This window comes from Anaerohalosphaeraceae bacterium (assembly GCA_035378985.1).
Lineage (GTDB): Bacteria > Planctomycetota > Phycisphaerae > Sedimentisphaerales > Anaerohalosphaeraceae > JAHDQI01.
In genome coordinates this window covers 115,190-135,038 of record DAOSUR010000005.1, presented here as the reverse complement: position 1 = coordinate 135,038, position 19,849 = coordinate 115,190, and the positions used below count along the sequence as shown (strand labels likewise).

At 56.7% G+C, this 19,849-nt stretch carries 18 protein-coding genes; 4 read left to right on the top strand and 14 right to left on the bottom strand.

The window, feature by feature from the left end; genetic code table 11:
* Position 1: 1 nt before the first annotated feature.
* The gene (locus tag PKY88_05675) at positions 2-1,087 is read left to right on the top strand and encodes a demethoxyubiquinone hydroxylase family protein (GenBank protein ID HOQ04684.1); all 1,086 of its coding nucleotides are present in this window, start codon (positions 2-4) and stop codon (positions 1,085-1,087) included.
* A gap of 19 nt (positions 1,088-1,106) precedes the next feature.
* Here PKY88_05675 and PKY88_05670 read toward each other — a convergent pair whose 3' ends face one another.
* The 12 genes from PKY88_05670 to PKY88_05615 form a co-directional block, all read right to left on the bottom strand.
* On the bottom strand, positions 1,107-2,588 hold the full coding sequence (locus tag PKY88_05670) for a secretin N-terminal domain-containing protein (protein HOQ04683.1): 1,482 nt from the start codon (positions 2,586-2,588) through the stop codon (positions 1,107-1,109).
* A gap of 30 nt (positions 2,589-2,618) precedes the next feature.
* The gene (locus tag PKY88_05665; protein HOQ04682.1) at positions 2,619-3,302 is read right to left on the bottom strand and encodes a hypothetical protein; all 684 of its coding nucleotides are present in this window, start codon (positions 3,300-3,302) and stop codon (positions 2,619-2,621) included.
* On the bottom strand, positions 3,256-4,053 hold the full coding sequence (locus PKY88_05660) for a ParA family protein (protein HOQ04681.1): 798 nt from the start codon (positions 4,051-4,053) through the stop codon (positions 3,256-3,258). The genes PKY88_05665 and PKY88_05660 overlap by 47 nt, the downstream gene beginning before the upstream one ends.
* Positions 4,050-4,661, bottom strand: a complete 612-nt coding sequence (locus tag PKY88_05655; protein ID HOQ04680.1) for a GspMb/PilO family protein — start codon at positions 4,659-4,661, stop codon at positions 4,050-4,052. The genes PKY88_05660 and PKY88_05655 overlap by 4 nt, the downstream gene beginning before the upstream one ends.
* A gap of 15 nt (positions 4,662-4,676) precedes the next feature.
* Positions 4,677-5,318 carry a hypothetical protein gene (locus tag PKY88_05650; protein ID HOQ04679.1) on the bottom strand — a complete coding sequence of 214 codons (642 nt, stop codon included), beginning with the start codon at positions 5,316-5,318 and terminating at the stop codon, positions 4,677-4,679.
* Positions 5,318-6,388: a pilus assembly protein PilM gene (pilM, locus tag PKY88_05645; GenBank protein HOQ04678.1), complete on the bottom strand. Its 1,071-nt coding sequence runs from the start codon at positions 6,386-6,388 to the stop codon at positions 5,318-5,320. Before pilM ends, PKY88_05650 begins: the two co-directional genes overlap by 1 nt.
* Before the next feature lie 12 nt (positions 6,389-6,400).
* Positions 6,401-8,143: a hypothetical protein gene (locus tag PKY88_05640; GenBank protein HOQ04677.1), complete on the bottom strand. Its 1,743-nt coding sequence runs from the start codon at positions 8,141-8,143 to the stop codon at positions 6,401-6,403.
* 13 nt (positions 8,144-8,156) lie between these two features.
* On the bottom strand, positions 8,157-9,917 hold the full coding sequence (locus PKY88_05635; protein HOQ04676.1) for a hypothetical protein: 1,761 nt from the start codon (positions 9,915-9,917) through the stop codon (positions 8,157-8,159).
* Positions 9,918-9,928: 11 nt separating this feature from the next.
* Positions 9,929-10,612, bottom strand: coding sequence for a hypothetical protein (locus PKY88_05630; protein HOQ04675.1), 684 nt, complete (start codon positions 10,610-10,612; stop codon positions 9,929-9,931).
* Between the two features lie 13 nt (positions 10,613-10,625).
* The gene (locus tag PKY88_05625; GenBank protein HOQ04674.1) at positions 10,626-11,123 is read right to left on the bottom strand and encodes a prepilin-type N-terminal cleavage/methylation domain-containing protein; all 498 of its coding nucleotides are present in this window, start codon (positions 11,121-11,123) and stop codon (positions 10,626-10,628) included.
* Positions 11,124-11,213: 90 nt separating this feature from the next.
* Positions 11,214-11,606 (bottom strand): type II secretion system protein, encoded by a 393-nt coding sequence (locus PKY88_05620; protein ID HOQ04673.1) that lies wholly within the window; start codon positions 11,604-11,606, stop codon positions 11,214-11,216.
* A gap of 83 nt (positions 11,607-11,689) precedes the next feature.
* Positions 11,690-12,898, bottom strand: a complete 1,209-nt coding sequence (locus PKY88_05615) for a type II secretion system F family protein (protein ID HOQ04672.1) — start codon at positions 12,896-12,898, stop codon at positions 11,690-11,692.
* A gap of 341 nt (positions 12,899-13,239) precedes the next feature.
* Here PKY88_05615 and PKY88_05610 point away from each other — a divergent pair, with 341 nt between their 5' ends.
* A complete protein-coding gene (locus PKY88_05610; protein ID HOQ04671.1) occupies positions 13,240-13,653 on the top strand; it encodes a hypothetical protein in 414 nt (137 codons plus the stop codon).
* A gap of 9 nt (positions 13,654-13,662) precedes the next feature.
* Here PKY88_05610 and PKY88_05605 read toward each other — a convergent pair whose 3' ends face one another.
* Complete coding sequence (locus PKY88_05605; protein ID HOQ04670.1) at positions 13,663-15,447, bottom strand: ATPase, T2SS/T4P/T4SS family; 1,785 nt, start codon at positions 15,445-15,447, stop codon at positions 13,663-13,665.
* Positions 15,444-16,733: a response regulator gene (locus tag PKY88_05600; protein ID HOQ04669.1), complete on the bottom strand. Its 1,290-nt coding sequence runs from the start codon at positions 16,731-16,733 to the stop codon at positions 15,444-15,446. The genes PKY88_05605 and PKY88_05600 overlap by 4 nt, the downstream gene beginning before the upstream one ends.
* 329 nt (positions 16,734-17,062) lie before the next feature.
* Here PKY88_05600 and PKY88_05595 point away from each other — a divergent pair, with 329 nt between their 5' ends.
* Positions 17,063-19,042 carry a CotH kinase family protein gene (locus PKY88_05595; protein ID HOQ04668.1) on the top strand — a complete coding sequence of 660 codons (1,980 nt, stop codon included), beginning with the start codon at positions 17,063-17,065 and terminating at the stop codon, positions 19,040-19,042.
* Positions 19,039-19,830 (top strand): VTC domain-containing protein, encoded by a 792-nt coding sequence (locus PKY88_05590; GenBank protein HOQ04667.1) that lies wholly within the window; start codon positions 19,039-19,041, stop codon positions 19,828-19,830. The genes PKY88_05595 and PKY88_05590 overlap by 4 nt, the downstream gene beginning before the upstream one ends.
* Positions 19,831-19,849: the final 19 nt, after the last annotated feature.

The following is a 19,849-nucleotide window of genomic DNA, read 5'->3' as shown; positions in this document are numbered from 1 at the left end:
AATGGCAGAATCCTCTGACAAGACAAACCGTTCTTCGAAAACACCTGCGGACAGCCGGGTTCAAACGCGGTTTCTGCTGATGCCCAACCAGGCCAATCCGTTTGGGACGGCCTTTGGCGGGGCGATAGCGGCCGAGATTGATATGGCGGCCTCGATGGCGGCCCAGCGTCATGCGGGCGGGCCGGTGGTGACGGCGGCGATGGATACGATTCAGTTTGAACGTCCGATTCAAATCGGCGACCAGGTAATGCTGGATGCGGTGGTCAGTTATGCGGGCCGCACCTCAATGGAGGTGGCGGTTGAGGTGTATTGTGAAAATCCGCAGCAGGGCCGCCGGGCCCTGGCGACAACGGCCTATCTGACCTTTGTGGCGGTGGACCCGCAGACCGGAAAACCCCGTCCGGTTCCGGCCCTTGTTCCGCAGACGCCGGAGGAAAGGAAACGGTATGATGAGGCCTTGGTTCGTGTACAGGCCCGTCAGCATCTTCGCCGCAGGAAGCAGGATGAATCCCGGCCTGCGGAAGGTCAATCGGCAGGGGCGGAAGTGGAGGTGCTGCGGCCTCTTTTGCGGCGGGAGGATGTGGTGTTTCGCGGGCACGGACTGAGTCCGGAGGGTCGAAAGAAGATTGCCCGGGCCTTGCGGACGCTGCATTCCCTGGAATTGATGGCGGTCACGATTTACCGACTACAAATCAGCCCGGAGCCGACGGAGCTCAATCGGGAACTGATTGCAGCGATGTGCAATGAACTGACGCATTGGCAGGATTTTCAGACGCACCTGTATGAATACGGGTTTCGTCCGAGCCTTTTGCGGCTGTTCTGGCAGGCGGTCGGTGTTGTATTCGGGCTGGGGTCTCGGCTGGCGGGGGCGAAGTGGATTTTCAAGACGGGCATTTGGGTCGAATCCAAGGCGGTGGAGCATTACAGCCGGCTGCTCGAAGCGGCGCCCTGGGAGGAGGCATCCCGGCGGATGCTGTTGAAGAATCAGGAAGATGAACGGGGGCATATCCGGACGTGGCAGCGGCTGCTGAAGGAAATCGAGGCGCAGAAAAAAAGCCGCCGGAAAGCCGATTCCGACGGCTCTTAAATGGGTCTGATTGGTGCTTTCAGCGGGTTTCGCTTTTGATGCGCGGCTGAGGGGCCTGCGGCGATGAAAAGACGGTATTGGCCAGATGCCGCTGTTCTTCCTCGCTGAGGATTGGATTTTTCACGATTGTGGGGGTAATAAAAATCACCAGTTCACTGTTCATGGTGCTTTCGCCCTCAGAACGGAAAAGAAAGCCCACCAGAGGCAGATTGCCCAGCAGGGGGATTTTGTTGATTTGCTGAGAAACATCCTGTTTTTTCAAGCCGCCGATGACGACGGTCTGTCCGTCCCGAATCAGGGCGGTGGTCATGGTTTCCCGGCTGGCAATGATGGGCTGCGGGATGGGATTGCTGATGCCGGTGATGACAACTTCGCCGGTGCGGACGCTGAATTTCGGATTCAGCAGCAGCCGGATGAGGCCGTCGCGGGTCAGGTGGGGTACGACACGCAGCTCAATGCCGACTTCGCGGAAGGCCGTGGTGCCGATGCTGCCGCCGCCGCTGCTTTCCGTCAGCTCCTGATAGGGAAACTCTTCGACGATTTTGATTTCGGCCTGCACATTGTCCAGCACGAGGATGCGCGGGTTGGCCAGCAGTTTGGCCCGAATGTCTTCCTGTTTGGCTTTCAGGGCGGCATCGAGCCGAACGTGGTCGTTGAGGATGCCGAAGCGGAAGATGCCGTCGGTGCTGGCGGTTTTTCCGACATCGCCGGAGAAAACACTGGTAATGGCCGGGTTGGTTACAGTACCCTGCACGGCGTTGCCGATGGTGCCGGAGACTGCTGTACCGTTGGAGTATGAGGTACCCTCCAGATCATAAAGGGTGTTGGTGCCCATCTGCCATTCCACGCCCAGGTCCAGATTGGCCCGGGAGGAAATGTCGTAGATTTTGGCCTCGACAAGGATTTGCGGGGTAATGCGGTCGATTTCTTCAATGAAGGAATCGATGGCTTTGATTTTGCTTTCCACATCCGTGACGATGATGTTGCTGGTTCCGGGGTTGGCGGAGATGGAGCCCTGTTCAGTGACGAACTTGCGAAGGGCCGCCTCCACGTCTTTGACGTCAGCATAGGTAATCCGATAGACGCGGCTGATGACTTTCTCCCGCACATCAACAATGTCGCTGGTGGGCATGACCCGAATCATGTTTTCCGTGGCGACATAGCTGTATCCGTGGGCTTCGAGGATGTTGGTCAGGGCCTCGCCGAGAGGGACGTCATTCAGGGTAGCAGTTACGGTTCCCTCTACTTTGGGGCTTTTGATGATGTCCACGTTGGCCTGTCGGGCCAAAATGCGCAGCACATCGTCAATCGGAGTGTCCCGAAAGTCCACACTGACAGTCTGCTGCATGCGCTGCTGAACAGGACTGAGGCGTTCGGCCCGCATTCCGGCGGGGTCCTCCGTCTGCACAGCGTCCTGTCCCCATGCAGCGAGTGCCGGCAGAAGCAGAAGGCCGGCCGGCAAGATGATTTTCCAAAGGGTCTTGTTTCCTGTCTTTTCCATCCTGTTATCCTTTCGAACGATGCCGGCTGTTTACGGCTGGACGGTCTGGGTCCAGCGTTTGCCGTCCTTCTCAAATTCGACGGCATCTTTGGTAATGCTGACAATTTTGATTCCGTTGATCGTATCTCCCACACAGACAATCTGATTTCCGATGATGGCGGAGGGATTGGTTTGGTTGAAGACAATGCCCCGCACGATGCAGACGGGTGTGCCCGTGCCGCCGTCAGGGGTTCGGGCGGCTGCATCCGGCGTCATCGGGTCGCGAATCTGTTCGGGCCATGGTTCCGGCCGGACCCATTTGGCTGTTTCAGCGGTCGAAGGTGCGGTGTTTTCAGACGGGACCGCGGCAGCGGCTTTTTTGGGGGGCGCCGCCGGTGTGCGAAGCACAAAAAAGAGGACTGCAATCAAAACAAAGGACAAAACGCCGACCAGAATCAGCATCTGGGTTTGTTTGGCGTCTTTTTTGTTCTTTTTGCGGGTTCGTGCACCGGCAGGAGCCCGTGTCTCTTTGGCGGGGGCCGGTCGGGCGGCGGGAGCGGCTGACGGTGCCGAGACTCCGGAAGAGGCCGGTGCGGGCTGCGGGGTATAGGTGTTCGCGTCCGCAGCAGAGGCGGTCGGAGCCGGTCCGACTGCGGCGGCCGGAGCTGCTGACGGAATCGGAGCTCCTTCAAATATAAAGGCAACTTTCTTGTGCAGTCCGGTTTTGGGTTTCATAGGTCAACTCATCCGTTAGGGATTGATATTCAAGAGCGCCGAGGCTTTGCGGTGCGTAGGTGATGACGGATTGACCCGCACTGGGGGCTTCGGCCAGACGCACATTCCGATGGATCACAGTCCGGAAGACCAGCGGACCAAAATAGTCGCGCATTTGTTCTTCGACCTGCCGGCTCAGAAGCGTTCTCCGTTCAACCAGCGTCAGCAGGATTCCCCGAATGCGCAGATTCGGAGCAAACCGCTTGCGAACGACGTCCACAGTTTCCATCACCTGACGCAGCCCCTCGAGGGCATAATACTGCGTCTGGACGGGAATAATCAGTTCGTCAGCGGCCGCCATGGCATTGAGCGTCAAAAGATTGAGCGAGGGTGAGCAGTCGATCACGCAGTAGTCAAACCGGGCGGCTGTCTCCTGAAGCAGACGGCGGAGCACATATTCCCGGTCGGTCATTCGGAGCAGCTGGGATTCGGCTCCGGACAGCAGGACGTTGCTGGGGGCCAGCTGAAGCGTCGGCAGGCACGTCGGCTGCAGAATCCGCTCGAAAAGAACCTGCGGGTTGACCAGGGCCTCATAGATGGTCTGTTCGAGCGTATCGGGCTGAAGTCCGAAGGCCAGCGTGGCGTGTCCCTGCGGGTCGAGGTCTACCAGAAGCGTTCGATAGCCGCGTGAGGCCAGTGCCGCCGCCAGATTGACGGCGGTTGTGGTTTTCCCGCATCCTCCTTTTTGATTGGTGATAGCAACAGTCTTCATAAAGAAGGTTCCTCCCTGAGAATAGAAGACATGACCGCAGGGGCCGAGGAATCCGGCTGTATCAGAAACGATACGAGGAGTTTTGCGGAATGCAGTTTGGACTGCTGGCGGCTTCGTTCGATGGAGGCGCTTTCCACAAAGACCGTCGGGCGGCTTCGTTCGAGGGCATTGACGAAGGATGCAAACTGCTGGAAAGTGCCGCGGAAGGTGATGGTCTGCCAGACGCGTTTGAGTTTGGTCTGGCCGGAATCTTCCGCCGCCCAGACATCCTCGCGCGTTTTGCCGGCGTATTCACTCAGACCGGCGGTATTGGCCAGCCGGCTGATTTCAAAGAGGACTTTGTCCTGTTTTCCTGAGGGCACCAGGAAATCATCGATTCGCTGCTGCAGTTCATTCAGCAGTTCCTCCTGGCGCTGCTGCGTATCCGGCTGGGAGGCCAGACGGGCGACGCTGACTCGGTCGCTGCTGACGGTGAGGTCCTGGTGGACCGCCTTGAGACGCTCGGCCTGAGGGGTGAGCACCAGGGTATAGAAGCTTGCGGCCAGCAGGAGCCAGGGACCCCAGACACAGGCCACATAAATCCAGTATTTTCGATTTTTGAAAATCATAAGGTTGATCCGTTTTTATTTTTGTTCAATCAAAGGACATCGGATTTCGTACAGGAGAAGATTTTGTGAATCGGCCGCCTCCTGTCGGGACTGGATTTGGATTTCCTGAGCCACGGAGGACAGGCAGGGGGCCGACCGAAGTTTCTGAATGTAGCCATTGACGGCCTGATCGCTTTCGGGGCGGTTCGGAGCCGCCAAGGTCAGCCGAAGAGTACGCTGGATGACCTGGATATAGGATACCTGATTGTTTTTGGGGTCCGTTATTTTGCGGCGGACGGGCTGGTAGGCGATATCCAGTTCCGTAAAGAACACCTCCGGCGGGAGCGTCTGCACCAGTTCGGCCAGCAGGGGCGAGAGCGGCATTTCCAGCCGCAGGGCATCCTGCACCGTTTTGATGCGGTGACGTGCGGCCAGGATGTTCTGCTGGACGGCTTCGTACCGCTGAAGGTCTTCGGCATGTTCGGCAATATGCTGGAGGTTTTGCCGGTGGATGGCCAGTTCGGTTTTCATCAGGGCTGTATGGTTGAGCCATTGGCCGGCCAGAAGACCGGTTGCCAGAAGCGGGATAACAAAAGGTACGGCGGCCAGGGCAATAGTGCCCGGCCGGCTCCTTTTCGGCAATCCCTGTCCCTGTAATAAATCAATCCGAAATTGCATCAGCAGGTCCTCATAGCCAATCCGGCTGCTACCGTAAAAACCGGACCGGCCAGTTTCTGTAAAGCTTCCTGGGCCGGCGGGGTCTGGAGATTCAGAAAGCGGAAAGGATTAAATACTTCCGTCTCTACACCCAGTGTGCCGGCCATAAGTTCCGTAAACGGCTGACTCATCGCCCACCCGCCTGATAAATAGAGCTTTTTGACCTGGCAGTCGGGATTTTGCGTTACATAATAGCGGAGCGTATCGCTGATGTTGTTCAGGCATCGAGCGGCGGCGTTTTTCAGGGCCGCTGAGATCTGCGGCGGAATCGAATCCATCTGTCCGAAGAGAGATTGTCGAATGGTTTCTTCGTTCAGACCGGTTTGCCGGCGGATGGAGTCCATTATGTCGAAACCGGCATAGGTCAAGTCCCGGATGAACGGGATGCCGTTGTCCCCGAGAATGGTGACGGTGATAAACCGATGGCCCAGATGGATGAGGGTTCGGCAGGAGGAGGCGTCCTGCGGGATGCAGTGGCACAGGCAGTTCATCGCAGCCAGTCCTTCGACATCCATCAGCATCACTTTGCCGCCGGCGCTGTGAACCCGGCGAATGGTTCGTTCGACGGCGTCCCGCATGGCGACGACCAGGAAGCCCTGATGACCGTCGGCAGAAGAGCGGATGGTTTGAAAGGCCACGATACTCTGGTCGGCATCGAAGGGGCTCATCTGCTGGGCTTCGAGTTCTACGGCCTTACTGAGTGCTTCCTGCGGGATGAGAGGAAAGCGGAAAGAACGGGTGACAACCTCCGGCCCGCTCTGGGCACAGACCACGTAGGGAGTGTTTAAGTCGGCTGTATTCAGGCATCGTCGAACGGCCTCTGTCACGGAAGCGTCATCCGGATTATGAGAGTTTTGATTGGGCATTACGTCAAATTGACAGGCCCCTGTGACGGCGAACTTTCGGTTCCGCCAGGTTCCCTTGACCAGTTTGACCGAGGAGGAACTGATGTCCAGTCCGGCCCATTCGACGGCGTTCATTTCCAGCCGCTCGAGCAGAGAACGATATTTTTGTTTTACAGCTGCCAGCATAGGTTCTCCTGTCTAATGAGCCAGAGCGGTTTGGGTTTCCGTCCAGGCACCCGGCACCGGCACATACTTGCCTTTGAGCCAGATATTGCCGGGCAGGATGCCTGTCAGGAGGCGTTCGTCCCAATAATACGATTTCAAATATCCATCCTGTCCTACCACACCCACGACTCCTCGCACGGCTTCGGTGATGCTGCCTCGCAGAATCAGCTGGTCATTGTTGGCATTCACCGTTTTTCTTCCGCCGTAGCTGTTTCGTTTTACGTTTTCAGCTCCCCATCCGCCTCCGCCGACTGTCAAAGCGGCCTCCACGACAGTCGGATTGGGCAGAAGCCGCATATAAATCGGTTTGGCGGCGCTTTCTCGATTTCCAATCGGCACATAGGTGAATCCTGCCGGTTCTTTCGGCGTAGTATCCACATAACTGTATTCCGTCATTCCGGGATCGACGATTTTGATGACCCCTTTGGCGATGAGTCCGAGAATATTGGGGTTTTCAGGGTGCGGCAGGCCGTTGGCTTGCCGAGGATAGATGCGTCCGGAATCGTCCTGGTCCGATATTGTGAGGGAGTCGGCTATCCAGATATTGCCGGTGGCAACGATGGTGATCTGGCCCTGGATGACATCGGTCTGCTGGCCGAGAGTGCGTCCGCTTCCGATAATCACGTTTCCGTCCACAAAAATTTGTCCGGCAGGAGCGGAGGAAACCCCTCCGAATTCCTGGGAGACATAGGTTTGCGGCAGGTCCACGATAAACCGGTCGCCGTTGGTGTCCGCATTGGAGCGGCGGACATGGTAGGCGTAAATCGGATAGCGTTCGAATTCTTCTCCGCCGCTGTTGGGTTTGACGCGGAAATCATACGTATAACTGTCCTTGGACTGCATGAACCCGCGCACGGTGCAGTTGTTTGTGATGCAGACCTTGCCGATGCCGTTTTCCACAAAAAACTCCAGATGAACCGCCGGCTGAGGCAGTTTCAATACGGGAGCATCGGCTACAGGTGTAAAACGGAATCGGGTGTCCGTCGTATCGCGGAACCGCTGAATCTTGCTGTCCAGTCCGCTGTTATCTGCAATTCGAAGCATGGGCTGGTCGAAATAGATGCCGCTTTTGAAACAGTTCATTACCGAAACGTATTTGTCCTGGCCGCTGCTGGTATAGCGGGATTCGCCCATATAGACCGGACGAAGAAAGACCGGATATCCCTGGATTTTGATGTCGCGTACATCCGGACTGTCATTTTCCTTATTGATTTCGACCGGCAAATCGACGGTTTCTCCGGTTGCAAAGACCACGTCGATAAAGGAAGAGCCGCCGACCGGGGCCTTGCATTTGCCCATGGCCCAGCCGTTGATGGCCTGCACCACGTAGGTGTGAATGGTCTTTTCATAAATACCGGACCGTCCGATTGCCGTGATTTCAAAGATGGGCTTGGCCTGCAGAAAAGTGGCCAGGGAAACAGAATAAGACCCCTGGCTGTCCGGAAAGGAGAGGGTTTCTTCGAAGGAGCCGGCAGCCAGAGCGGACAGCAGGTCGGGCTGCTGACTCATTGCGAACATGGCCCGCTCGTAAGCGGCTTCGGCGGCCGCCAGAGCGGCGGTCTGCCGCTTCTGCTGGACGGCCTGGACATGGGCTCCTTCGGCACTCTTGAGAACGCCGATGGAAAAGATGGACAATATCAGCAGCAGGACAACCGCGACGATCAGGGCTGAGCCGCGCTGTCGAATGACCGGTTTTGGAGTTCGATATCCTTTCATAGCCGTTTCTCCCTCAGGGAAGCCGCTGGGCTGTTTCCTTCCATCCGCCGGGGATTGGAATGTACTTGCCTTTGAACCAGAGATTGCCCGGGACGATGCCGCGGCTGAGCCGTTCATCGAGGTAGTATTGTTTGACGTAGCCGTCTCGTCCGATCACGCCGACCACACCGCGGATGGATTCGGCCAGCATTCCGCGGACAATCAGGTTATCTGTCGGTCCCGCCTCTTCTTTGCGTCCGCCGTATCCGTTTCGCTCGACGTTTTCTGCTCCCCATCCTCCTCCGCAGGCGGTGACGGCGGCCTCGACAATCATCGGGTCGGGCAGATGCCGATAGGGTGAACCGGCCGGCTGACCTTTGTCCAGCAGAGCCACCGGCTGATAGACGGCGCCGGCGACAGTCCCCGGGGCTCCGAGGGAGGCGGCCAGTCCCGGGTCAATGATTTTGACTACACCCCGTGCAACCAGACCGAGGGCATTGGGGTTGTCCGGATGCGGCAGACCGTTGGCCTGACGAGGATAGGAGACGCCGCTGTCATCCCGGTCGGAGACCTGGATGGGAGCGGCTACCCAGATATTCCCCGTGGCGGCGACGGTGATTTTTCCCTGCACGGTATTCAGCTGACGCACGTTCGGCAGGGAGACGGTTTCAGAGGCACTGCCGATGATGACGTTTCCATCCACAAAAATCTGTCCGCCGGCAGGACCTTCCGTCAAACCGTAACGGGGAACCACATAGGTATTTTGGACCGGCAGAACGATTTGCTGTCCTGTGGCGGATGCGTTGGCGGGAATATAATGAAATCCGTAAACAGGGTATTTTTCAAAGAGGGATCCGCCGCTGCCGGGTTTGATTTTGTAGTCCCAGGTGTCCGTGTCGGAAACGGTTCGCTGATAGCCGCGGACGGTGCAGTTGTTTGTGATGCGGACATAGCCGATATTGTCCGTACCCACGAAAAACTCCAGCTGGACGGCGGGCTGTCCGAGCGGAACCAGATTGTTCCGGACCGGCCGGAAAATGAGGTTCGGCTTCTGCTCCTGAAGCATCTGAACAAACCAGTCGAATTTCAGCTGGACGGCTTCTTCATCGCTGATTCGGCTTTTGGGCTGGTCAAAAAAGATGCCGCTGTCGAACAGGTCGATGATGCGGCGGTATTTGTCTGTGCCGTCGGAGGCATATCGGGATTCGCTCATCGAGACCGGTTCGAGGAACAGCGGGTCCGGCTGTACGTAAATATCCGGATTGCGGTCGTCCGGCGGCTGAACCGTATTGATGTGAATCGGCATCGCGATGATTTCCCCGTTGGCAAAATAGACTTCCGCCGTGGAGGAGGGGCCGGAAGGGACGCGGCACTGGCCCATCTCCCAGCCGGTCATCGCCTGCACGAGGAAAACGTTCAGGGTGCTGACCATCTGTCCGGACTGTCCGCGGGCCCTGACTTCGAAAATCGGCCGGGAATCGGCAAAGGAGGAAAAACGAATCTGGTAGGAGCCGGAGCTGTCCGGAAAGGATATGGTTCCCTGCGGAGATTTTTTGTCGAGGGCGACAAAGAGGTCGGGCTGCTGACTCATCCAGAAGACGGCCTGTTCATAAGCCGCTTCCGCTGCGGCCTGGGCGGCGGCCTTCCGTTTGAGCTGGATGCTGTATTCCTGCGCATCCTGTGCGGCCTTGAGCATGCTCAATCCGAGCAGGGACAAAATTACCAGCAGGAGCACGGCCAAAACCAGTGCGGAACCTGTCCATTTTTGTGTTCGGATAGTTCGGGTCCGGACCATAAGGTTGCGTCCTATCGGGGCCAGTTCATTCGCAGCAGGACGGAGGTTTTGACTTCTACGGATTCGCCTTCGCTGTCGGTCAAGGTCAGATTCATCCGGACGGAGCCCATTCCGACTCCGCCGACGACGTTGTGGCTGAAAATCTCCGTTCCTTTGGAGACATCCACAAATTCACTGAGTGTGACGGTTCGCAGCAGGGAGCTGGTTCGGCGGGTGCCGCCGGAAATTCCCCCCACTCCATTGACAACGGTGCCGTAATCGACTTTCAGCCGTCGTCCTTCCAGATAAAAGAGGGCGTAGTGCGTTCCGGTGTTGGTGACTTCCAGCACATCCGCATTGGCGGCCGCCGGGTCGAACGCGTTTTCCCAGTAGCGAAATTCGACGGCGGAACCGGAGGCGATTTCCTGATTAATCGGCGGCTGAGCGACGGTGTAAACACCGTTGATGATTTTATAAACGGCATAATTGCTTCGGTTGGACTTTCGTCCGATGGTGCTGAAAGCGGTCATAGCGGCCAGCGCATCCTGCCGAATCGGTTTGTGAATGCTGTTATAAGTCTGGCGAACGCTTCGGGAGCCGCCGGCCGCCAGGATGGTGACGGCCAGAATCGGAATAATCAGAATCGCCAGCGTGACGACTACTTCGAGCAGCGTAAAAGCGCCGGACAGGCGAGATGTTTTTTTGCAGCGATTCATACCGGATGCCTCCTTATCCGCCGGATTGGTCTCTTCGGACATACGTGGACGAGGTGAACGTCGGGTCGGCGGCGGCCGGTTCGAGGTTTTTGTAATCCCGCCGCCAGCGAATTGTGACGCGGATTTCCCGAAGCGTCACACCCGCTTCTGCATCTGTGTCAATGTCGGAGTACCAGAGCTGTGCCCGCATGGGAAAGCCGTTGAAGACGACCCGATAAATCGGGTCGCTGCCGATTTGTTCCAGACCGAGGTCGAGATCCGTCGGGTCATAAAATTCATTGCCGCCGGTGCTTTTCCAGTCGTCCAGAAGCAGCTGAGCCAGCTGCGCCGCAACAATTTCGGCTCGGGCGCTGCGGGCCCGCTTGACGGCGTGATACTGGTACGTCAGGGCTCCCAGGGATGCAATGGCCAGAATCACCGTGGCAACAATCAGCTCCAGCAGGGTGACACCGGCGGATTTTCGAAGCCGCCCGTGTCTGAAAGATCGGCCCATTGGGCCCACGTCTGTCATGGGAATCCTCCTTATCCGGCATTCAAAAAAGGAAGGAACGGAGAAAGATGCGCACCTCCTCCGTTCCTGTAAATTGACCGATAGGCCGGTTTATTCCCATCGTCCGTCCACGTAGAGGGTCTTCGACCCGCTGGGAGCATTGGGCTGACTGCCGGTGACCGTAATCTGGGCGTTGCCGTTGGCATCGACACTGTCGATATTGTAGTCGCCCGGGACAAAGTAGGTTCCGGTCAGGTCTGCATCCTGAAAGCCCAGGGCCTGACGGGTGGCGGCTACGCCCAGACTGCCGGTGGGCGCTGAGCCGTGTTCCACAAAATACACCCGGACGGCGGACTTGATGGTGCCGGCGGTGGCGTTGGCTTCCGCCCACTTGGCGGATTCAATCCGGCCGCGCATCAGCGGAATCGAGGCCGCCGCCAGAATGCCGACAATCAGGATGACGACCATCAGTTCAATCAGCGTAAATCCTTTTCTTTCTGTCATTGCTTGCATCTCCTAAAAAAATGTACATTTTTTTATGTTTTTTTGTCTCGAAATCCTGTTCGAGACCCACGTTTTTTTGAATCTCATACAGACATAGAGAAAATCGGCAGATACATCGCCAGCAGGACGGTCAGCACAATGGCTCCGACGGTGACAATCAGAATAGGTTCCAGCAGACCGAGCATCATCGAAACGAGTTCATCCACTTTGCGGGCATAAAAATCGCCGGTTTTTTCCAGGACGGGCACCAGAGAGCCGGACTGTTCGCCGATTTGAGTCATCTTGACGGCCACGCCGGGGAACAGGCCGCAAGCCTGAAGACTGTCAGCCATCGAGGTGCCTTCGGTCATCTTCTGGCGGGCCAGCAGGACGCCGTTTCGGAGCAGCTGGTTGGGCGTCATTTCTGCCAAAATGATAAACGCATCCAGAATCGACACGCCCGCCGCCACCAGCGAGGCCAGCGTCCGGCAGAACATACAGATAAAGGCCATCCGCTTGATTCGCCCCAGCAGCGGCATGTTCAGTTCAAGCCGATGCAGAACGGCTTGGCCGGATTTGGTTTTGGAGGCAATGACGGTGCCGGCAATCAGGGCCGCCAGAAATATCAGAATCAGCAGAATATTATTGACGATTCCGTGATAGACGGCCATAAAGCCGCGGGTAAAAGCGGGCAGTTCCCCTTTGAAGGTTTCGAACATCACCTGGAAGCGGGGGATAATCAGCGTCATCAGGACGACGACGATAATGACAATAAAACAAACGACGAAAATCGGATAGGCCATCGCGCCGCGGACTTTTCGGACCAGTTTGTCCCGTTCCTGATAATAATCCGCCAGCCGGCGGAGCGAGTTGGACAGCGAACCGCCGGTTTCGCCGGCCATGATGATGGAGCAGGCCAGCCGGTTGAACACCTTCGGGTGGGCCCGGACGCTGTCGGTAAACGTTTCACCGGTTTCCAGCCGGGCGGCAATGTCTTTGAGGACGTATTCAAAGTAAGGATTGGTGATGTCTTCCGCAATTGTCTGGATGGCGGTGGTGATGGACAGACCTCCTTCCAGCATGGTGGCCAGCTGCCAGCAGAACGTAGACATTTGTTCCGAGCAGACTCGGCGGTACCGCACACTGGCAGTCTGAACTTCCTGCTTGGTTTCCGGCACGACTTCGGAAATCGATACCGGCGTCAGATTTTCCTGACGCAGCTGGGCGAGCAGGTCCTGTCGAGACTGGGCCTGTCGGAGCCCTTCCCGGCAGTTTCCGGCTGCATCCCATGCTACATATTCAAAGGTCTGCATTGCGCACGATCCTCTCTGTGTTTGATTTGTTCTGGGGTTCGGCATTTTGAGGGGGCGGCTTTTGTAAAAAATCCCTGCAGGGGAACAGTTTGTTGGGTCCGGAGGATTCCTGAGTCTGATAAAAAACGGTTTGACGATGTTTGGAACAGGTTTCATGGCGGTGAAATGTTTTTGTCGGAAAGGAGAGCTCGAGACGGGAGGCGGAAAAAGAAACGGGACATTCCCGAATCGGCGGGCTGACGTCCTATAACCGTTGTGCCGCCCAGATTGGGCTTGATTCAGAACGCACAACCAGATACAATAAACGTATAGAAAGCAACGGTAAAGCCGTCGGGGGATGTATGAAAAAAGCGATTTGGATATCTCATCCCGAACAAGATGTAAGCCCTTCGGACAAGGATACGTTGAAGGATTATTCCATTCTGCAGAAGGCGCCTCGCCGCCGTTCCTGCCCTGTTCGAGCCGGCGGCAGCAGGCGGGAGGAATGGGCTGCCGTTTTCAACGGACTGCGTGTGCCGATTCTGCTGCTTGGTGTGGTCGGAGCGCTGGGACTTCTGGCTCATTACCGCCCTCAATTTGTCCGGGTTGTGCCGGTGATGTACTGGCCGAACTGGTGGATTTCCGTTCTCTTCCTGGCTCTGGCGGGCGTTGTAACGGCTGTGCTGACGGCGGACTGGATTGCCGTTCGGTTTCTGAAGCGGTTTCGAAACTCTCAGGCCGACGGCCCCGGTGAGTATGTCTGGCGCAGCCGCTGAGCGGATGTCTTATTCTTCTGCCACGGCCTCAGAGAACGTGACACGCAGGACCTCTTCAGGTGTGGTTTTCCCCTCGAGCATCCGGCGAATGCCGCACTCGAGCAGGTCGCCGTAGCCGCGGGAGCGGGCCAGGGCGCGGATTTCCATTTCTTTTCCGCCGCCGGCAATCAATTGACGCATTTCATTGTCAATGACGAGAAATTCGAAAATCGGCAGCCGGCCCCGATAGCCGGTTCCGTTGCAGTGGCTGCATCCGGTTCCCTGCCGAAGGTCTGCGGAGGCCAGCTGTTCCGGCGTAAGTTTGAGCCGACGGATTAATTCCTCGCTGATGGTTGCCGGCTGACTGCACTTGTCGCAGATTTTCCGAACCAGCCGCTGTGCCAGAATCAGATTGAGCGAAGAAGCCAGCAGATAGGGCTCCAGCCCCATATAAACCAAACGGCTGATCGCACTGGGGGCATCGTTGGTATGGAAGGTGCTCAGGACCAGGTGCCCCGTCAGGGAGGCCTTGATGGCAATTTCCATTGTTTCCTTGTCGCGGATTTCCCCGATGAGGATGATGTCCGGGTCCTGCCGCAGAATGGCCCGCAGACAAAGGGCGAAGTCCAGATTGATTTCCGGTTTGACCTGCGTCTGGTTGATGCCGGGCTGGCGGTACTCCACGGGGTCTTCGACGGTGGTGATGTTTTTCCGCGGGTCTTTCAGCGCATTCAGGGCCGAATAGAGCGTGGTGCTCTTTCCGCTACCGGTGGGGCCTGTGACAATGATGATGCCGTGCGGCAGATTCAGAATCTGCTTGAACTGCTTGAGCAGTTTGGGTTCCAGCCCGATGGTATCGAGGTTGTGATTGACGGCGGACTTGTCGAGAATTCGCAGAACGATTTTTTCGCCGTAGATGGTCGGCAGGGCACTGACCCGCACATCAATGTCGGGCTGGCCCTTGCCGCGTTTGATTTTGAAGCGGCCGTCCTGCGGCAGCCGCCGCTCGGCAATGTCCATTTCTGCCAAAATTTTCAGACGGGCGATTACGGCGGCCTGCATCTTTCGCGGCGGCGGGACCATTTCCGTCAGAATGCCGTCCACCCGCATCCGGATAATCATTCCGTGTTCCTGCGGCTCCACGTGAATGTCGCTGGCGCGGCTTTTGATCGCGTGGCTGAGCATCAAATCCACAAAGCGGACAACCGGCGCCTCTTCCGCCTCGGCCTCTGAAATAATCTGTGTCCCGGTTTGACCGGATTCCTCTTCCTCGTCGTCCTCTGTGCTGATTTCCAGTTCAACCAGATCGCGCATCTGCTGCTGGTCCAGGTCGCTGCCGTGATAAATCTGGTCAATCAGATGCAGGATTTGTTTTTCCGATGCGATGAGTGGTTTGATCGGTTTCTTGAGTTTGAACGAGACGGTGTCGATTGCAATCACGTTCAGAGGATCGGCCATGGCCAGTTCAATCCCCTGCGCTCCTTCCCGCACCACGGCCACACAGAACCGCTTGGCCAGGGTTTCCGGGATGCTGCGGGCTACATCCATCTGCACGACGGACAAGTCGTCAAGCGGAATGAATTCGACGTTCAGAAATTTTCCGAGCGCCTGAGCAACCTGCACATCGGTCAGGGCTCCCATTTCGACCAGAATCTGGCCCAGCCGCTTGTCGGCGGCTTTCTGGGTTTCGAGGGCCTTTTGCAGGGTTTCCGCAGAGAGCAGACCCTGTTCGAGGAGCCATTCCCCGAATTGGCCTGTGCTCGGCTGAGGCCCTTCCAAAGAAGCCGTCGAAATGTCCGGATTCTGTTTTTTCATTTTGTTTTCTGAAATTGGATATGTTGTCCGGAATAGTTTGCTTTGGATTTCTGAACGGTCGGCAGCAGCGGCTGGAGGACTTCAGCCAGCTGAGGACTATCCACCGGTTTGGCCAGAAAGGCGTCGAAGAGTTCCTCAATCTGATGGTTCCGGTCTTCCGCGACCGTTCCTGCCGAGAGGGCGATGATGGGGGTTCGGAGCCCCTTATCCCGCAGGTGCCTGGCAACCTGAAGCCCGCTGATGTCCGGCAGCTGGATGTCCATCAGAATGACGTCAAAGCTGTTTCGGCAGGCCGCATCAACGGCAGCCTGTCCGCTGTTGACCGCGGCAACTTCCAAACCGAGATTCTCGAGCATCAGGGTCAGGACGGTTCGGTTGGACTCTTCATCCTCGACCAGCAGAACCCGTCCGATGCATTGTTTGTTTTCGAATGTTTCTTTGTCTCTTCCGTATCCCGTCGAACGAGGCGGGAAGAAAAGCATTCCGGATTTCAGAACGGCCGGCTCCGCCGGAAGCAGGATCGAGAAAATTGAGCCCGCCCCCGGTTTGGACGTCACTTCGATTTGTCCGTTCAGCAGATGCACCAATTGGCGGGTCAGGGGCAGCAGTCCGCAGCCCTGCACGCCCAGATGAAGGCCTGCCGGTATTCCGCTGTGAATCGATTCCTTCTGACGAACCGGTTCAAAAAGTTCAGACAAATGCTCTGTGGAGATGGTCAGACCGGTATCGATCAGGTCAAAGCAAATGGCGGATTGAGAGCCGAGCGAAGCCATCCGCACCCGAAGTTCGATGGTTCCCTGCTGGGTAAATTGGATGGCGTTGCCGGCCAGATTCAGCAGACACCGTTTCAGACGCGCTCGGTCGGTCCGCAGGAACGCCGGCACATTTTCTTCGACGGTGACGGCAAAGGACAATCCTTTGCTGACGGCGGCTCGGCTGAGAATGCTTTCGATTTCCTCCAGCAGGTCAGCCAGATCGCATTCGGCAAAGTTCGGTTTCAGGTTGCCTCGTTCCAGATGTGCCAAATCCACGACATCGTTGACGATGCATGAAAGGCCCTTCCCGGCCCGGTGGATTTCGGCGACATACTCCCGCTGCGTATCGGTTAAATCTTCAGCGGCCAGCAGATTGCTGAAGCCGATGATGGCGTTGGATAAGGTGCGGATTTGGTAGGCCAGATTATCGATTAAGCCGGCGGAGAAATTCTCCTTGTTCGGCGCCGTTTGTGCCGAGGCGTTGGCCTGAGAAGCGGATGGAACGAGATTTGTTTTATCTTCTTTTTCCATCTTTTTTTTAACTTCTTTCTCCGACGGATTTTTTTTGGCGGCAGAGACAGCAATATCTGCTTTTCTTTCGGCGTTCTTTTCTTTGTGTTTAACGAAAAAATGATGCAATTGAGCAAAGTTTCAAACAAAGACGTTGGGGTTTATCACCGACAGGTTCAAATGAGGATGTAAGGGTTGTGGATAAGACGGAAAAGACAATTTTTATCGGTCTTTCTGCATCTATTGCCATTTTGACAGGTTTTCTTGTCTGCGGATACGATGGCTTTTTGGACTCCTCTGAGAGCATTAATCCTTTTAATAGAGAGCAGATAAGAACGGTCAGAATCGTTATGGCCGAGAAGGATTGGAAGTGGCTTTTGGCCAATCCGATGTCCGAAAAATATGTTCGGGCGGACTTTTGGTTTGATGGCCGAAAGTTTTCAAATGTAGCGGTTCGCCCAAAAGGCAATTCTTCTCTGATGTCAGTGGCGGCAAGCGGTTCCAAGCGGTTAAGTCTGAAGATTGATTTTAATTTTTTTAACAGTGCCCAGACTTTCTATGGAGTCAAAAAGCTGTGCCTGAACAACGGGTTTTCAGACCCGACCTTTATTCGGGAAGTGCTCAGTTATGAAATCTTCCGGGAGATGGGAGTGCCGACGCCGCGATGTGCCTTTGCTGATGTGTATGTAAATAATGAGCACCTCGGGCTTTATACGCAGGTGGAGGCGATTGATAAGACCTTTCTGGCTCGATATTTCGACAATCCGCATGGCAATCTGTACAAGCCGGAAATCGGGGCGGCTTTGTTGAACTGGACCAAGGAAGATGTAGAAAAACAGACGCAAAATCCGGTTTTTGCCTCGCGGGAAAATCTCAATGACCCGCTGTCTGTTCGCTTGGGCGGACGACGGCTCAGCGACCTTCTCGAACTGCTCGAGCGGGAGAATACCCCGCTGGAGGAGCTGCTCAGCCGACAGGCCGCCGGGCCGTTTGGCGGTCCTTTTGGAAGGGGGTTCGGCGGGCCGGGACCCGGCGTCGGATTCGGCCCCAACCCGGGCCCGGGTTTTCCTCCCAATCCGGGGAATCGGCCGGCCGGCGGTTTTGACGACCCTCCGCCGGCGGGATTTGTTCCCGACCCAAATCGTCCATTTCCTCCGGGGAATGTGCCGGCACCTGCCGGGCCCTTTGGTCCGCCTCCGGGCGGTTTAGGGGGGCCGCCCGGTGCAGTCAGAGCGGACCCGAATAATCCAATGAGACCCCCGATGGGGCCGCCGGGGGTTTTCCCGCAAGGTCCGGGAATGGCTCCGCAGTTTGCAGCAGGCAGACCGGGCGGACGATTCGACCCGAATGCTCCTCCGATGGGCTTCGGTCGCCGAGGAGAGCGCGGATTCGGCGGACCCCAAGGGCAAGGTCGACCGGGACCTGGCGGAGGACCCGGGTTTCGAGGGGGCAATTTGCTGGATGCTGTTGGATTGAAAACCAACGAAAACAAGGCCGACCATACGGCACTGTTTCGACTGCTGGAGGTTTTAAATAAATGTCCGGATGAGACCTTCCCGCAGGAGATTGAGAAGGTGCTGGATGTGGACCAGGTGCTGCGGTATCTGGCGGTGTCCGTGATGATTGTGCATTTAGACAACTATATCGGGATGGGACACAATTATTACCTGTATGAGACAAACGGACGCTTTACGATTCTGCCGTGGGATTTGAATATGGCCTTCGGGACCTTTGGAATGGGCCTTGCACGGGATGCGGCGGACTTTTACATTGATGAGCCGGTGACCAATTCCTTTGAATCCCGCCCGCTGGTGTATCGGCTTTTGTCTTATCCTCCATACAGGGAGCGGTACCACCAGTATTTAAAAGACCTGCTGGACGGCCCCTTTGCAGAAGGAGTATTAGAAGAACGAATTGACAAACTGGCGGCGCTGGTGCGTCCGTATGTGCAGAAAGATGAACTGAAGTTTTTTACGCTGGAGGATTTTGAAAAAGGGCTGAACGAGGGCTCTGCATTCGGCGGGGGCTGGATGAGGCCGCAGGCGGGCAATCCGAATCCGTCCGGGCCGATGGGGCCTCAAGGCGGGCAGCCGGCGCCGGCAGAAAGGGCTAATCGCGGCGGGCGTTTTGGGTTCGGACAGCGCGGCCCCGGCTTCGGCGGACCGCCCGGAATGCAGGCCCCGGGATTAAAATCGTTTATCGCCAAACGGCGGCTGTCCGTCCGCCGGCAGCTGAGCGGCGAAATCCCTTCCAGGCCGACCGAAGAGGAGCGGCAGCAAATGATGCCGAGATTCCCGGGGATGCCGCCGATGCAGGAGGGCAATCGATGAAAGGATTCCTGGACTTTTTCAGAAGGCCGGCCGAGCAGACAAGCGAATTGGACGGCTGGCGGATGGAACGAAAATTTTTCATCCCGCAGGAGAAAATCGAGTGGGCGGCAGGCCTGCTGCGGCATTGCTGTCCGCCGGATCGGCTGTATCCGAAGGGGGTGATTCATTCCCTCTATTTCGATACGGAGGACTTGGAGGATTATGAGGATTCGCAGCAGGGCAGCCGGCATCGGAAGAAAATCCGCATCCGCTGGTATGAGCCGCTGCCGCAGGAGGGCGATACAGCGGTTTTTGCGGAGGTAAAAATCAAAAACGGTTTTGCCGGACAAAAGAAGCGGCAGATTTTTTCCGTACCGGCCGAGACGCTTCGAGGGGAACGATGGAAAAAAGGAATCCTGCCGGCTCCGGTCCTGCTGAATACGCTGGCTCAATTCGGCGTCTTTCCGACGGAACGGCTGCTGCCGGTTATCCGGATTTCCTACCATCGGCTTCGGTTCACCGACCTGATGACCGGAGCTCGCGTCTCGCTGGATTGGCGGATTGAGTCCGCGCCGGCCGATTCGGTTTGGTCGGGCTCGGAAGAGACGCTTCGAATGGAAGGGGCGGTTGTGGAAGTCAAGGGGCGTTCGGCGGAACTGAGTGAACCGCTGCGGTCTTTGAATCTGCTGGAGACGGACTGGACACGCTGTTCGAAATACGCCTGCTGTCTGGCGGCTCACTTGGAAGAACCGGGCTCGTTCGGACAAACGATGCTGTCCGGGCGCGCTTCGCGGAATGATTTTGAATGAAAACCCAACAGAAACGTTA